Below are 14,376 nucleotides of genomic sequence, written 5' to 3'. Positions count from 1 at the left end.
GGGGGATTAACCAGAGACTGCGCCCTGCGCACGATCCTAACCCCTTCGTGCGCCTAACTGCCCAAACTCGGCTCTTTGTACTCGCGATGTCTTTCGAGCTCGGACGAGCCGTCCAACTGGGATTTAGAGGCGTTGGCTTTGCCCATTGGGACAACTGCGCGTCCTCCAGACCAGCCCTCCGGTGCGGCCGCTCGATCTGATAGATCTCGCAGCATTCCGATGGCGATGCCAAGAAGCAACCCTGCAACGGTCGATATCCCGAGCACGATTCCGGCTTTTGGCGCACTGGCCGTCAAGGGACGCGACACATCGGTGAGCTGGTACGCCTCGAACGTCGATGAGGGTGGTTGCTGCTGCGCGGCTTCCATATACCGCTGCACACGGAGAAAATTATCATAGGTCCTTACGGCGGCTTCCGCTTTGGCTTCCAGTTCGCGTAGCTCTCCCTGCATGCTCGCCATCGATTGCGACGGTTTGCCTGCGTCATCTGCGGAATCCGCGATCTCGTTCCTCTTATCCGTTAGTGCCTTCTTGGCAGCTGACACCTGGCTGCTCAAGTCGCTGGTCCGATCCTTGATCCACCTCTCATTTTGCAAAGCCGATTTGTACTTTGCGTCCATCTGACTCACGATGTACGTTTCGGCGACAGTGTTCAGGATCTTCGCCGCGCGCTCGGGGTCGTCGGATTCGTAGGAAAGCTCGATGATGTATGTCAAGCCGACGCGCTTCGCCGAAAGCTTGCGGGCAAACGAATCCGTAGCCTGGCGCATCAAGCTGTATTCCGTTTCTGGCTTCCTCCAGCCAAGCAGCAGAGAGACCGACCTTTTCATGCGCTGCGCGAAGCCTTGTCCGATAAATTCAGGATCGTTTGCCAAACCGAGTTTTTGGATCACGACGCGAGCGAGCCCTTCAGACTCTATGATCGCGATCTGACTGTCCGTGATCGTTGACACGGACGCAGTGTCTCCCGGTGCAGCTTTCGAGTTTATGATCAGTCTCACGTTTGCGGTGAACGTTGGTACTGCAACGATCAGGTAGAGTAGTGCGATGAAAAGCGTTGCCAAAAAGGTTAGGACCATGATCGACAGGTGTCGCCGTATGAAAGCCACCCCTTCTGCCAGAAACTCGAAAGGCGACCGAGATTCAGGCGGCATATCGTCCTGATTTACCGAGCTCTCCGTTCTATAAATCTGCAGCATTTTCACGAACCTGTACTGGCGGTTACACTACCGGGGCGCCGGGCATCAGGCGCAAATGGAACACGACGGATATCTCGGTCTTATCGCCGTGCGATCTACCAAACAAAAGTCGGCTGGCAGAAGATGCTGCGGAGGTAGCCGCGTTAATAGGCATTCCAATACACCTTTCTGGAAAAAAAGGTCATGACCAGGATTTTGAGATCGAGAAGAGGTGACCAGTTGTCGATGTAGTACAGATCATGCTCCACGCGGCGCTGCATCTTCTCGAGGGTGTCGGTCTCGCCGCGGTAGCCGTTGACCTGAGCCCAGCCTGTAATGCCAGGCTTGACGTTGTGGCGGCGGGAAAAAGACGAAATCAGCTCAGCGAACACCTCGTTCTGCGCGGTCGCGTGTGGGCGGGGCCCGACGAGCGACATGTTGCCGATCAGGACGTTGAACAACTGTGGAAGCTCGTCGACATTGGTATGGCGCATGAGGCGTCCCAGACGAGTCACGCGCGGATCGTGTCTGGTGACAGGTTTGAAATTGTCGCCTTCCTCCATCACGGTCATTGATCTGAATTTGAGCACGCGAATAGGCTCGTTGTTGTAGCCGTGCCGTGTCTGGCGAAAGAACACCGGTCCACGGGAATCGAGCTTGATTGCGAGCGCAACGATGACGAAGAGGGGGCTAAGCATAATCAGGCCGGCGATTGCAGCAGCGACGTCGAAAGCTCGCTTTATTGTCCGGTTGAAGGGATCGAGGGGGCATTGGAAGATCCGCATCGTCACCATGTCGCCGAACTGAGTGATCCGCGACACGGCCATGAGATCGATCGATCCAACAGGGAGGACGTGAACGTCCACCGGGAGCTCGGCCAGGGCGCTCGCGAGCGCGAGGGCAGCCGGAACATCCGCTTCCGATGGCAGAATGACAATGTCATCTGCCCGGAGAGGCCGGCAGTTTGCGACAAGCTGGCGCGCATCAAGTAGTGCTTGGGCCGCGCCGGGAAGCGCTGGTACGGAGACGTCGGTGCGGACCGTCGGAAAGTCGAACGAGTGGATGGTGCGAATTCCCGTGCCCATCGCGCGAACGGAGAACCGCAGGCAGTGACTCTGGTCTCCAATTAGAACGATGCGCCTTGCGTCGATCAGTCCCGCTGCAATGGCCGGCTGCAGCAGTGAGAACCAGATTGCCCGCGTGCCAAGTACCGTGAGGAGGACACTCACAGCCTGGGCGATGACAGTGGCGCGTGAGTAATCTTCGGAGATTTTCAAAACGAATATCGTCGAGAGGAAGAAGGAGAACGCGAGTAAGACGCTGCTCGTGCCACTCCATAGGAACATGTGGCGGGGCTGCGTGAGGATCCGGGAATATTGCGCGAGCGCTATGGAAACGAGCAGCTCCAATGTAGCAATAAGAAGAGATTCCTGAATGTACTTGGCGGGATCCGGCGAGACCAGGACCTGCCCCAGGATCAGTCGATGATAAAGGATGGCTGCGAAATAGGCCGCTACGGTTATTAGCAGGAATTCGGTACTTGCTGCCAATGCCAACAGGGCAGCCAACCGGTTCTTGCCGACGCGTGCCCTGCCGGCGTCGAGCGAACGTGCCGTGCTAGACGCCGGCAAATTGGTAAAGGAGGCGAAACTCATAGCACTCTGCCACCAGCCATTCCGTCCCCCTGGCCAAATCAGTACCATCAGAGTCGCCGGTTCGAACTGGCAATAAATAGGTAGGGAGGGGTAACCACGATGGTCGATTGAGCTGCGGCAACGCGGGATTAAAATTGCCGGAAAGAAACCCGCTCGCAATGCGCAGCACTGATCAAGCGAAACAGCGAGGGAGAAACTGAGCGGCCTAGCGCCAATGGGGAGCAAGAACGGTAAGTCTTGCGGATCGTGGACGGTCGCTCGGACGATAGCGATGCAGGCGCGCGCTGCCTTCCATCAGGAGATCTGAAGAACTTCACCCATAGACCACGTCCAAGCAGGGAATTGCTACCATGCCGAATGCCGGATTGCGCAATGATTTCCATATCGATGTCTTCGGCAGCACCTTGGGCCGCAGCATCAAATGGGGCTTGGTGGCCGTTGGCCTGACGATGTTCGCTCCCCAGGCAAAGGCCGAGTATCGGGTAAGCATCGGAGACGTGCTGGAGGTCTCGGTGGCGGGCCTGCCGGAGCTGCGGCATCGTGCTGCCGTCCAGATTGACGGGAATATTTCGTTACCACTGGTCGGAATGCTTCCCGTAGCGGGCCTGCCCTTGCCGCAGGTCCGGGACAAGATTGGTGCCGCACTGGCGAGCAAGGTGTTTCGACAGCGCGAAGCCGTCATCGTGATCGACGCAGATCAAGTCACAACGATGGTGGCAGAATACAGGCCGATATACGTAAATGGGGACGTGTCGAAGCCGGGCGAGTACCCATATCGTCCGTCCATCACCGCGCGCCAGCTCGTTGCTGTGGCAGGCGGTTACGACATCATGCGTATCAGAATGAATAATCCGTATCTCGAGTCGGCGGATTTGAGGAGCGAGTACGGATCGCTTTGGACAGAGCTCGCCAAAGAACAGGCGCGGATGTGGCGCATCAAGAATGAACTCGGAGAGGCGACGCAGCTCAATCCAGGCATGCTGACGGACGTGCCCGTGGCCCGGTCGGCGATCTCGGAAATCGTCAATGCAGAAACGGAATATCTGAAAACCAAGCAGAGTGACTTTCAGCAGGAAAAAACATTCCTTCAAAGCGGCGTCCGTCGGGGAGACGACGAGATCCGCGTGCTCTCGGAGCAGCAGAAGAAGGAGGAAGAGGGCCTTCAGTCAGACCTCGAAGAACTGCAGAAAGCGTCCGATCTCTTCGCCAGGGGGTCCTTGACCAGCCCTCGCGTTACGGATGCCCGTCGCGCAGTGTTGCTGTCGTCAACCCGGAAGCTGCAGACCACTGCGCAGCTGCTGCAGGCCAGGAAGCAACAGGACGAACTCACCAGAAAGCTGGCAAAGCTTGACGATCAGCGCAGGCTCGATCTGCTCCGTGAGCTGCAGGAGACCAGCGTAAAGCTTAACCAAATTCGCGAGAAGTTGCAGAGCGTCGGCGAGAAGCTTCTGTACACCACGATGGTTCGATCGCAACTCGCACGCGGAAGCGGTAACAAAACAGACATTGTGATCATTAGAAAAGGCGACAAGGGCCAGGAACGGATCGTCGCAAGCGAAGATACCGAGTTGGAGCCGGGTGACGCGGTCGAGGTCACCTTGCGATACCAGGACCGCCCTGACGCTTCCCCCCGAAACTTAAGCCATTCAAATATCCCGTCAGGGACAGGCCGGGCCGACGCGACTGGGAACGAGTCGCTGCGCGTCGGGAGGAGGTGACGAGGGTTGCCGCAACGGCGTTCGTCTACGTCACGACACGCCTTGGCGCGGCTGCCGAAGCCTTCTCGCAGAAACATTTATCGCGGTCCGAGTCTGGAGAGCGTAGCCGGCGCCCAGGCAGGCATTGCACGGAAGCCGGTTGGACGAATACGGAAAGTGCCCGAAATGATCTTGTTGACAGGCGGCGCTGGCTACATAGGGTCTCACGTTTGTATCGCCCTGATGGAGGCCGGGCTCGACGTCGTCGTCGTCGACAATCTCTCCAACAGCAACAAGGCCTCGCTCCAACGGGTGCAATCCATCTGCGGGCGGTCGCTCGTCTTCCGGCACGCTGACATCCGGAATGAAGAGGCCATCTACGAGATACTTCGTTCCTGTGGGGTGACTGCGGTAATTCACCTTGCGGGGCTGAAAGCCGTTGGCGATTCCAACGTTCGACCCATGACGTATTACGATAATAACGTCTTGGGAACGATGCGGCTCGTGTCGGCCATGAAGCGGGCAAACGTGAAGTCGCTGGTCTTCAGTTCGTCCGCAACTGTTTACGGCGTACCCAGCTATCTGCCGCTCGACGAGAAGCATCCGCTCGGACCGACAAATCCGTACGGCCGCACGAAGTTCTTTATCGAGGAAATGCTGAGGGATCTTTACAGCTCCGACGACGAGTGGCGGATCGGTATCCTGCGGTACTTCAATCCGGTTGGCGCGCACGAAAGCGGACTGATCGGAGAAGACCCGCTGGGCGTTCCGAGCAACCTGTTGCCGTTTGTGGCGCAAGTGGCGATTGGAAGGCGAGAGAAGCTGCTCGTTTGGGGCAACGACTATGACACGCCGGATGGCACCGGTATCCGCGACTTCATTCATGTCGTCGATCTTGCATCCGGTCACCTCAGTGCCCTGCGCCACCTGCAACGGCCCGGGGTGCTCACGGTCAATCTTGGAACGGGCAGCGGCAGCAGCGTTCTGGAAGTCATTCGAACATTTGAGGCGGTGAGCGGCAGGTCGATTCGGTATGAGATCGGGGCGCGCCGGGCAGGGGATGTCGCCATCTGTTATGGCGACCCCACGTTTGCGAAGGAGGAGTTGGGTTGGATATCGGCGCGATCGTTGGAGCAAATGTGCGCGGACCATTGGCGTTGGCAATTGCAGAACCCCAACGGCTATCGTGATATCGAGCCTGAGGTCCAGGAGCGGTCCAGGCAAGCCGACCGTCACCGTCCGAGCGTTCGCTCCCGGGGGTGAGCAAGCACCGCATCGTCCGACCGCATGAGCGGGCTTGAGGACGAGCTGCGGCAGCGAGCACGCCGCCCATCAGAGGTAGCCCGTTAAGACCCGAAATCTCCATGCCTGGCAGCGTAACTTGCAGATAAAACGGTGACGATAGGGACAAACGATGCCGCATTATCGTGTCTACGTTTCGGATGAACACGGCCGGTTGGTGGGCGTGGTTAACTTTGACTGCGCTGACGACGATGCAGCGAAAGAGCGCGCCAAGCAGTTGGGGAACGCGCACGAGGTGCAGCTTTGGCGGCAGGTCGCGCAGTTCAAATTCGAGAATCCGCCGGATCGATCCAAGCGGCGACGAGGCGCCCTCACGCACTAGGACCAACGCAGTCACGCGCCTCCACCATCCTGACACGTGGCCGCGCTGTGACGGCACTGCCGGGCACCAGTGCCGATTGTGCCGCTACGATAACTTCAGGGATCGTCTGATGGAACGATCGCCGCTCCAGCCAGCATGATCCCAACGCATCATCGACGATCCGACCGCCGCCGAGACCATCGAGAAGCAGGCGCGCTCGATCACATACCAGTCACCATCGCCAGCGGTGCGCGCGCCCCTAAGCCCCAGCCAGGCCGCTGCATTCGGTACGGTCTTCGGGTAGCGGCGGATGCCGTCCGCTTCTCGCGAGGCTTCCCTGGGCCGGCCAAGCCCGGCCTCGAAGGCCTCGTCTCAAGAAGAGGCGGGCGCACCGTCGCGGTCTGAACGCGGCGGCGCGTGGTCAAGCGCGCGCAACGGGTGGCGTTTCCGACCATCGACTTGGTGAAGGATCCAACTGGCGTCGCCGCCCTTCTGGCCAGCGTGCAGGGCGCTACCCGACGTGGGTCGGCAGTGCCATTCTGGCTCGATGTCGGCAGCCGGACATCGCATAACGCGAAGACGCCGTGGCGGCACGCTTCGTTTTGCATACGCAACGCATGCAAATCGCGGCGGGACTGACTTTCAAATCCCGCCGCGATCGCTGGTTATTTAGCTAACCGCGCTGCGCCAAGAGACCTTGGGTTGATGTCCTTGCGGATCAGGCCGTCGTAACGCGTTACCTCGGCATGATTTGTCTCGTGGTTAAGCACTTCCACTGGCGCCGGACCCCCGATTTGCTTGATCTCGGAGATTGCCGCGATGGGTCGCTCGCTCACATTTGAGATTGAGGGCTGAAAGCTGCTTGCCCGATTGTTCATCCCCCAGATCGCCGCTTGTGTGCGGTTCTGGACACGGATCTTGCGCAGGATTGCCTTGACGTGGACCTTCACGGTCGCCTCGGCGATGTCGATTTTTCGCGCTATCGACTTGTTGGACTCGCCTTCGATCAGGCCACGAAGAATCGACTTCTCCCGAGGTGAAAGCTGTGGCGCGATCGTATCCTCGCTTGTGACGACGATTGCTTCGCCGCTGTCGTCGCTCGGCGCCACCTCAGGCAGATGGCTGCCTTTGGAATCGAGGAACAATGACAGGAATGCCGGCGGAAAAAATGTTTCACCCATCATCACCAGCTCGACGGATTTGATGAATACGTCACACCTCATTACGTCGACGAAAAAGCCATTGGCGCCGGCCCGAAATGCCGAAACCAGTTCATCCAGCCGATAGTGATCGGCCACGATTGCAAAGCGGCCGCCCGGATACCTCTGTCGCAAGATTTCGATCTGTTCGAGGGCGACGCTGAAATCGTCACCGGTGTGGACAATGAGAAATAGCAATTGATGTGGTTGGAGTTTGCCGGGCGGCAAATCATCAGCGCACGATACCGAGGCGGATGTGCGACAATTTGCAGCGCGTAGGATTCTGGCAATTCCTTCCCTAACTAAGATGCTTCTGCCAACGAGAACCGTTGTAAAAGATTTTTGCCTCCGCATTTTACTCTCCCGCCAAACGCAATTGTTTGAACTAAATGATTGGCTTTGTACTTCAGTCGGTCTTCTTCTCCAGTCGCCTTGCTCCTTCGTTTCAAAGGGTTTTTTATTGGCGGATTTGAAAGGCCTCGAATCTGGCGATGCTTGTTTGCCTGCGTTCGCAAAATATCCGCTTGGCAGGTTTCGAGGGATCCGCGTTAGTAAAGTCTTTACGAATGTTAGATTCGAATTCTCCGTATCCCTATATACCTTTGGTTATAGTGCCCGCTCGGGCAGATAGATGTCGTTCATGATGGCTAACGGCCCCGTCTTCCGCATTCTCTGAGCGAGTTGATAGCGCGACGCCGATCAAGCGTTGTGAAGCTTTTGCGCTGCTGACGGTGTCGCCGAGGGCGGATGTACTTTGGCGCGAAAGCTTCAAATGATGACATGCGAAAGCGAAGTAACGTGTCACCCGAAACCGATCCGTACTTCTACGGAAGCACCGCGAAAGGGTTACATCCTTTGAGACACAGACAGGCTGACGGGACGCGGGTTAACCTCGTTTTGCGTTGCGGTATCGAATGCGTTGCATTGTTGGAAATTTGTCTCGAACTCGTTTAGGTTGGCAATGAAACAAGCAGCGGCGAGTGGGGTTTAAGTTATTGGGGGGACAGGCCGAGGACCGCCCGATGCGTTGTACCAACGTAGTGATCGCAGACCGGCATCCGATCGTTCTGCAAGGGTTGAGCCGTCTGCTTGGCGCCGACGGCGACTTCAACATTGTTGCGAGTTGCAGTGATGGTGCAAGTTGCATCGAGGCGCTGCGGAAGTTCGGGCCGGACATCGCAATTCTCGGCGTTTCAATTCCTGGCGCGACCGAGTCGGAAATTCTCTCCCTCATCAATTCCGAGAATCTTGCCACGCGACTGATCTTTTTCACCGCAACTGATGAGGACTGCGAACTGGTTATGGCAGCTGCGGCCGAAGGCTACAGCGTCATTTCGAAGGATACGGAGCCCGAAGCTCTGATGCAGGCCTTGCGCGAGGTTGCGACAGGTCAGCGGCTGTTGCCGCTGCTTTCCCCTGAGCAAACAATAACTCGGGAGCAAAGCGCGGTAGCTGAGAGTGCGCTGACAACGTTGACGGATCGTGAGCGCCAGATCATGCGCCTGGTGTCCGAAGGATTGTCGAACAAGGAAATTGGTCGACGGCTGAGTATTACGGACGGCACCATCAAGGTGCATCTTCATCACATTTTTCAGAAGCTCGAAATCAGTAACCGGACAGTGCTTGCGGCGCTCGCGATTTCGCAGAGCGATCGCGCGGGATCCCCTGAAGACAAGCCGGCGCAGCCCATCTCTTCCGATTGATGGAAGGTGGGGACAGGCTGAGCGAAAACTCGCGCCGGTCTCAATCAATAAAGGTAACCTGGAAGTACCAAGTCATCGGCGGACGTCGATGCTGGATTGAACATGTCGTCAGCACGGCCGGCCACTTTCGCATGAGACGATAGCCTCATCGATATTGATGGCGCGCTCTAACCCAATCGGGTGAGACGAAGTTCTGGCCTTCAGTGCCGCTTTGCCAGACTGTCTCGTGCTGTGTCCAGGGCTGGTGGCACGGCTTCAACGTATTCGCGATGAATGGTGGTCGGCGATTTATTTCCATCGAACAAGACGCTGACGCTATTAACGTAGACGCTCCCTCCGACAATCGTGCCGGTCTTGTTGGCAAGGCGCGCGCAGCGTGACGCACCAAGAGCGCTCATTCGGACGCGAACGCCAACCGGTAGATTGGACTTCATGGGACAGTCCAGGCTGCAATCGACTCAGTGCAGAGCTATTCTAACACACGACGATATTCGGCTGGATGCGGCGCAACCAGAACACTTCCTTTGCGCAGAAGCGGTTTTAAGGAGTACCCCCAATTGGGTGGTAGACTTGGAGCGTCGTCTGGCGACAGTCTAGGTGTGATTCGTGCACCCCTTGATCAACGCGGGCTGTGTGCCGGCCCGTGCGCGGGGTCATCGAAGGCGTCGATCAGGGCGACACGAACGAGCGTTGTTTCAAATATTGTTCACCCGTTGGTTTCGTGTGTTTTCGAGCGGAGGCAAAATGCGTATTGCTCTGCCATACGCGGCTATTGTCTGGTGCATCGCTGTTGCGATTTGGATCGCCTTGGGCACGGCGTCATAGCGGACGCTTCGGTATCTGGCAGTGACGTCGCTGTCCGGGCATCGGCCTAAGCCTGCCGGGAATTGTAGAGCGCGGCCGGATTGTCCCGGAGAATCGTCCGCTAAAAGTCCTCGTCGTCAACCCGGCTGACAAGAGCGCGAACGCGCGATAGTATCGATCGGTTCAAATCTGACGGATCACCTTCTCGGCGCACTTCAGGAAATTCCGGACTAACGGATTGAGAGAATCCCGGCGCCAGCAAACCGCGACATCGATGGCATCGTCGGCATTCAGGAAGGGCCTGAACACGATGCCCGTTGGACATCCGAGTTCGGCGCAGGCTGGAAGGATCGCCAGGCCTTCCCCGGCGAGGACCATGCTGAGAGCCGAGTGGGCCGTTTCGACCCGGCTCGCAACCGGCATGCTGACCTGATGCCGCCTCAGCAGCGATGTCACAACAGAGGTCGCGGGATCTTCGGTGGGCCAGGGCAGGCTGATCAGCGGGCGGCCCTCGAGTCGTTTCACCGGTACGGCCGCGGAGCGCGCCAGCGGCGAACCGGCCGGCATGGCCAGCATCAATCGCTGCGTTCCGATCGTGGAGGCTTCAACCTCGCTGTGGCGAATTGCAGGCATGCACAGTGCGACAGTCACGCTGTGGTCCAGCAACCGCGCCTCCCGCGTCGACGCGCTCAGCTCTATGAACTCGAGGTCGACCTTCGGAAGCGACCTCCGGAGTTCGGGAACGAGCTTTGGCAACACGGCGTGGGCGAGCGCGAACATGTACCCGACTGACAATCGTCCCCGGCGCCCCGCTGCCACCGCGCGGGCTGCCTCGAAACCTTCCGCCGTCAAGGCCAGCGCTTCACGCGCGCGCGACAGCAAGGCGCGACCGGACGCCGTCAGCTCCATTCCCCGGGTGTCCCGACGAAACAGCGAAGTTCCTACTTCCGATTCCAGTTTGCGAATCTGAACCGACAATGGCGGCTGCGCCATCCGAAGGCGGACGGCCGCCCGGCCCACGCTGCGTTCTTCTGCAACGGCAACAAAGTAGCGGAGACGGCGGAGGTCCGTTATTGGCATACCGAAATCTCGTGCCATACCAAAATCGTATGGCTTGGTTGTGCGATGGTATTGGACCTGAAGTCAATGCGGATGTCATCTTTGCGTCAATTCGATCCTGGGACTTGAGCGTGATGAGCGACGAACTGTGCCTGCTGCCCGCCACCGAACTCCGCGCGCGGATTGACCGCAAGGACGCCTCACCGGTTGAGATCATGCGTGCCGTGCTTGCGCGCGCCGAGCGAATGCAGCCCGGGTTGAACTGCTTCATCACGCTCTGCGGCGATGAGGCGATGGCCGAGGCAAGCAAGGCCGAGCGTGCGGTCATGGCCGGGGAGCCGCTGGGTCTTCTTCACGGCATTCCGTTTACCGTGAAGGATCTGGTTAATACCCGGGGGGTGCGAACGACTTTCGGAGCGGTCCCCTACAAGGATAACGTTCCTGACCATGATGCGGTCGCCGTGGCGCGAATGCGGGCAGCGGGTGCCATCCTCATAGGCAAGACCACGACGCCGGAGTTCGGCACCAAGAGTCTCACGGATTCGCCGTTGTTCGGCCGCACGCGCAATGCCTGGAGCGGCGCGCGCTCGAGCGGTGGCTCAAGTGGGGGAGCGGCGGTTGCCGTTGCCAGCGGCATCGCGCCTCTGGCGATCGCGACGGATGGCGGCGGCTCGACGCGGATTCCGGCGGCCTGCAACGGCGTTGTCGGGCTGAAGCAAAGCAACGGCGTTATTCCCCACAGCCAGGTGCAGGACGCGTTCGGCAACCAGACCTACGTCACCCCGATGACGCGCACCGTCGCGGACACCGCCCTGATGATGCAGGTAATGTCGGGAGAGGACGCTTCCGATCCGTGGTCGATGGGATTCCCGCAATGGAATTTTGTCGAGGGATCGGCTCCAAACGGCGATTTGCGCGGGCGCAAGATCGCATTCTGCCTTGCGCCTTCAGGCCGGCCGGTTGCGGCCGATGTCGCTGCTGCATTCAAGGCCGCGCTTGCCGGACTGGAAGCCCTTGGGGCCGAGGTCGAGGAAATGTCCGCCGACGGATTTGAGGTGGAGCCGATCTGGCGGGCCATCAATCACACCGCCTGGCGCGCACGATTCGAGAAGCTCGCGGCCGATCACGGCGATGTGCTGAGCGAAACCTTCATGAAGCAACTGGCGCTGGCCACGAAGGTAAGCGGTGTTGACTATCAGCAGGCGATGTTTGACCGTACGGCTCTGTTCCGGCGGATTCAGAGCTTGTTGCAGAGGGTCGATATTCTCGCGATGCCAACCATCACCCGCACCGCGCTTCCGATCGATCAGGATCTGTTCGGCACGATAGAGATCGACGGGCGGGTGTTGAGCGACGTCCGGCCAAGTTGGTTTCCCTGGACGATGCCGTTCAACATGACCGGCCATCCGGCGGTCAGTCTGCCCTGTGGCTTTGATGCGGACGGCCTGCCGATCGGCATTCAACTCGTCGGCAAATTCCGTGGAGACATCGAACTGATGCGCGTCAGCGCGTTGTTTGAGGGCTCGCAAGATCTTCTTGGCCGGTGGCCGGGCCTGAACGGCTGAGCGAAAATGCGGCCGCCATCACACTTGATCGCTGACAAGGGACTGGCCGCCAACGAGGGAATCGAGACTTGAGCGTCTTCCTTTTCCGCCGCTTTCTGACGCTGCTGGCGACGCTGGTTGGCGCGTCGCTCATCATCTTTTTCGTTCTGGATGCGTTGCCCGGCAACGCCGCGCAGATGCTGATGGGAGCGGATGCCTCGCCTGACGCCGTCCGGGCGCTGACGGTCAAGCTCGGGCTGGATCAGCCGCTGTACTATCGGTACTTGCATTGGATCAAGGGGATGCTGACCGGCGATCTGGGCATCAGCTATGCCTATGGCACCCCTGTCGCCGGCCTGATTGGGGAGCGCCTCACGCTGACCATTCCGTTGGCCGTCATGTCGATGTCCATGACGGTCGTGCTGGCCCTGGCTGCCGGAATCTATACGGCGGCAAATCACAACAAGCTCGGCGATGTGGGCGTGATGTCGCTGACGCAGTTCGGCATCGCGCTTCCCAATTTCTGGTTCGCCATCCTGCTGATCCTGCTGTTCTCGGTGAAGCTGCAATGGCTTTCGGCCGGCGGATTTGCCGGCTGGGACGAAAGCATCATTGCCGGGATCAAGTCGCTGCTGCTGCCTGCGATCTCGCTGTCGGTGGTGCAGGCGGCGATCCTTGCGCGGGTCACGCGTTCGGCGGTGCTTGAGGTGCTGCGTGAGGATTTCGTGCGCACCGCACGCGCCAAGGGTTTGAGCAAGCGCGACGTCTTGTGGCAGCACGTGCTGCGCAATGCGATGATCCCGGTGATGACGATCATGGGCCTTCAGTTCGCCAACCTGCTGGCGGGGACGATCGTGATCGAGAACGTGTTCTATCTGCCGGGTCTTGGCCGGCTGATCTTCCAGTCGATCGCCAATCGCGACCTGATCGTGGTGCGCAACTGCGTGATGTTGCTGGCGGCAGTGGTCGTCATCGTCAACTTTGTGGTCGATGTGCTCTATGCCTTCATCGATCCGCGCATCAAGGTACACAGCCTATGAGCACCCCGCTGAGCGCCTCAGTCGAGGTTGGTGCCAGCACCGCGCGTCCGCGGCTTGCAACCGGCTTCTGGCGCCGCGCGCTGCGCCACCGCAGCTTTGTCACGGGCGGCACGCTCAGCCTGATGGTGCTCTGTGCCGCGTTGCTGTCGCTGGTTTGGACGCCGTGGTCCGCCTATGAAATCGACGTGGCCTCCAAGCTGCGACCACCGTCGGCCGCGCATTGGCTCGGCACCGACGCGCTCGGCCGCGATATCGTCTCGCTGCTGCTGGTCGGCGCCCGTTCCACCATCATGGTCGGCGTCATCGCCGTCGGGATCGGCCTCACTTTCGGGGTGTGTCTTGGACTGATCGCCGCCGCGCGCAAGGGCTGGACCGAAGAGATCATCATGCGGATGAGCGACTTCACCTTCGCGTTTCCGGCGGTGCTCTCGGCCATCATGCTGGCGGCGGTCTTCGGCCCGGGCATGGTGACCTCGATCGTCGCCATCGGCATCTTTCAGATTCCGACCCTCGTCCGGTTGACCCGTGGATCGGCCAATGCGATCTGGGCGCGGGAATTCGTGCTGGCCGCGCGTGCCTGCGGCAAAGGCGGCTTCCGCATCACGATCGAGCACGTGCTGCCCAACGTCCTCCCGATCCTGATCGTGCAGTCGACGATCCAGTTCGCACTCGCAATCCTGGCCGAAGCGGCGTTGTCCTATCTCGGACTCGGCACGCAGCCGCCGCAGCCGTCCTGGGGCCGCATGCTGAACGATGCGCAGACGCTGCTGTTCCAGTCGCCGATGCTGGCAGTCTATCCGGGCGCTGCGATCGCCATCGCTGTGCTTGGCCTCAATCTGTTCGGAGACGGATTGCGCGATCTGCTCGATCCCCGGCTGGCGCGGGAGCGTTGAA

11 protein-coding genes are annotated in these 14,376 nt (G+C 59.4%); 7 read left to right on the top strand and 4 right to left on the bottom strand.

Annotation, left to right across the window (positions count from 1 at the left end; translation table 11 throughout):
• Nucleotides 1-53: 53 nt before the first annotated feature.
• Both ABIE49_RS09405 and ABIE49_RS09400 read right to left on the bottom strand, forming a co-directional pair.
• Nucleotides 54-1,199, bottom strand: coding sequence for a GumC family protein (locus tag ABIE49_RS09405; RefSeq protein WP_354066702.1), 1,146 nt, complete (start codon nucleotides 1,197-1,199; stop codon nucleotides 54-56).
• A gap of 143 nt (nucleotides 1,200-1,342) precedes the next feature.
• The gene (locus ABIE49_RS09400; RefSeq protein WP_192738731.1) at nucleotides 1,343-2,833 is read right to left on the bottom strand and encodes an undecaprenyl-phosphate glucose phosphotransferase; all 1,491 of its coding nucleotides are present in this window, start codon (nucleotides 2,831-2,833) and stop codon (nucleotides 1,343-1,345) included.
• A 350-nt stretch (nucleotides 2,834-3,183) separates the two neighbouring features.
• On the opposite strand from ABIE49_RS09400, the gene ABIE49_RS09395 reads away from it, so the two are divergent.
• The 3 genes from ABIE49_RS09395 to ABIE49_RS09385 all read left to right on the top strand — a co-directional run bounded on the left by ABIE49_RS09395 (nucleotide 3,184) and on the right by ABIE49_RS09385 (nucleotide 6,154).
• Nucleotides 3,184-4,551, top strand: a complete 1,368-nt coding sequence (locus ABIE49_RS09395) for a polysaccharide biosynthesis/export family protein (protein WP_192738730.1) — start codon at nucleotides 3,184-3,186, stop codon at nucleotides 4,549-4,551.
• Nucleotides 4,552-4,716: 165 nt separating this feature from the next.
• The gene (galE, locus tag ABIE49_RS09390; protein ID WP_192738729.1) at nucleotides 4,717-5,793 is read left to right on the top strand and encodes a UDP-glucose 4-epimerase GalE; all 1,077 of its coding nucleotides are present in this window, start codon (nucleotides 4,717-4,719) and stop codon (nucleotides 5,791-5,793) included.
• A 151-nt stretch (nucleotides 5,794-5,944) separates the two neighbouring features.
• Nucleotides 5,945-6,154, top strand: a complete 210-nt coding sequence (locus ABIE49_RS09385; RefSeq protein WP_192738728.1) for a hypothetical protein — start codon at nucleotides 5,945-5,947, stop codon at nucleotides 6,152-6,154.
• 644 nt (nucleotides 6,155-6,798) lie between these two features.
• Here the strand turns inward: ABIE49_RS09385 and ABIE49_RS09380 are convergent.
• Nucleotides 6,799-7,686 carry a LuxR C-terminal-related transcriptional regulator gene (locus ABIE49_RS09380; protein WP_192738727.1) on the bottom strand — a complete coding sequence of 296 codons (888 nt, stop codon included), beginning with the start codon at nucleotides 7,684-7,686 and terminating at the stop codon, nucleotides 6,799-6,801.
• 668 nt (nucleotides 7,687-8,354) lie between these two features.
• Here ABIE49_RS09380 and ABIE49_RS09375 point away from each other — a divergent pair.
• On the top strand, nucleotides 8,355-9,035 hold the full coding sequence (locus tag ABIE49_RS09375; protein ID WP_192738726.1) for a LuxR C-terminal-related transcriptional regulator: 681 nt from the start codon (nucleotides 8,355-8,357) through the stop codon (nucleotides 9,033-9,035).
• 987 nt (nucleotides 9,036-10,022) lie between these two features.
• On the opposite strand, the gene ABIE49_RS09370 is transcribed toward ABIE49_RS09375, so the two are convergent.
• Nucleotides 10,023-10,919 carry a LysR family transcriptional regulator gene (locus ABIE49_RS09370; RefSeq protein ID WP_192738804.1) on the bottom strand — a complete coding sequence of 299 codons (897 nt, stop codon included), beginning with the start codon at nucleotides 10,917-10,919 and terminating at the stop codon, nucleotides 10,023-10,025.
• A gap of 113 nt (nucleotides 10,920-11,032) precedes the next feature.
• Between ABIE49_RS09370 and ABIE49_RS09365 the strand changes: the two genes are divergently transcribed.
• The 3 genes from ABIE49_RS09365 (at nucleotide 11,033) to ABIE49_RS09355 (ending at nucleotide 14,375) form a co-directional block, all read left to right on the top strand.
• Nucleotides 11,033-12,463 carry an amidase gene (locus tag ABIE49_RS09365; protein WP_192738725.1) on the top strand — a complete coding sequence of 477 codons (1,431 nt, stop codon included), beginning with the start codon at nucleotides 11,033-11,035 and terminating at the stop codon, nucleotides 12,461-12,463.
• 68 nt (nucleotides 12,464-12,531) lie between these two features.
• The gene (locus ABIE49_RS09360) at nucleotides 12,532-13,482 is read left to right on the top strand and encodes an ABC transporter permease (protein WP_192738724.1); all 951 of its coding nucleotides are present in this window, start codon (nucleotides 12,532-12,534) and stop codon (nucleotides 13,480-13,482) included.
• Complete coding sequence (locus ABIE49_RS09355) at nucleotides 13,479-14,375, top strand: ABC transporter permease (protein ID WP_192738723.1); 897 nt, start codon at nucleotides 13,479-13,481, stop codon at nucleotides 14,373-14,375. Before ABIE49_RS09360 ends, ABIE49_RS09355 begins: the two co-directional genes overlap by 4 nt.
• Nucleotide 14,376 lies beyond the last annotated feature (1 nt).

This window comes from Bradyrhizobium sp. OAE829 (assembly GCF_040546575.1).
GTDB lineage: Bacteria > Pseudomonadota > Alphaproteobacteria > Rhizobiales > Xanthobacteraceae > Bradyrhizobium.
The sequence above is the reverse complement of the archived record's forward strand: the minus strand, read 5'-3'. Positions and strand labels throughout refer to the sequence as shown.

Excerpts from the sequence above, each read along its gene's own strand:
- ABIE49_RS09405 (WP_354066702.1), bottom strand. The coding sequence starts at position 1,199 with ATGCTGCAGATTTATAGAACGGAGAGCTCGGTAAATCAGGACGATATG.
- ABIE49_RS09400 (WP_192738731.1), bottom strand. The coding sequence starts at position 2,833 with ATGAGTTTCGCCTCCTTTACCAATTTGCCGGCGTCTAGCACGGCACGT.
- ABIE49_RS09395 (WP_192738730.1), top strand. The coding sequence starts at position 3,184 with ATGCCGAATGCCGGATTGCGCAATGATTTCCATATCGATGTCTTCGGC.
- galE (WP_192738729.1), top strand. The coding sequence starts at position 4,717 with ATGATCTTGTTGACAGGCGGCGCTGGCTACATAGGGTCTCACGTTTGT.
- ABIE49_RS09385 (WP_192738728.1), top strand. The coding sequence starts at position 5,945 with ATGCCGCATTATCGTGTCTACGTTTCGGATGAACACGGCCGGTTGGTG.
- ABIE49_RS09380 (WP_192738727.1), bottom strand. The coding sequence starts at position 7,686 with ATGCGGAGGCAAAAATCTTTTACAACGGTTCTCGTTGGCAGAAGCATC.
- ABIE49_RS09375 (WP_192738726.1), top strand. The coding sequence starts at position 8,355 with ATGCGTTGTACCAACGTAGTGATCGCAGACCGGCATCCGATCGTTCTG.
- ABIE49_RS09370 (WP_192738804.1), bottom strand. The coding sequence starts at position 10,919 with ATGCCAATAACGGACCTCCGCCGTCTCCGCTACTTTGTTGCCGTTGCA.
- ABIE49_RS09365 (WP_192738725.1), top strand. The coding sequence starts at position 11,033 with ATGAGCGACGAACTGTGCCTGCTGCCCGCCACCGAACTCCGCGCGCGG.
- ABIE49_RS09355 (WP_192738723.1), top strand. The coding sequence starts at position 13,479 with ATGAGCACCCCGCTGAGCGCCTCAGTCGAGGTTGGTGCCAGCACCGCG.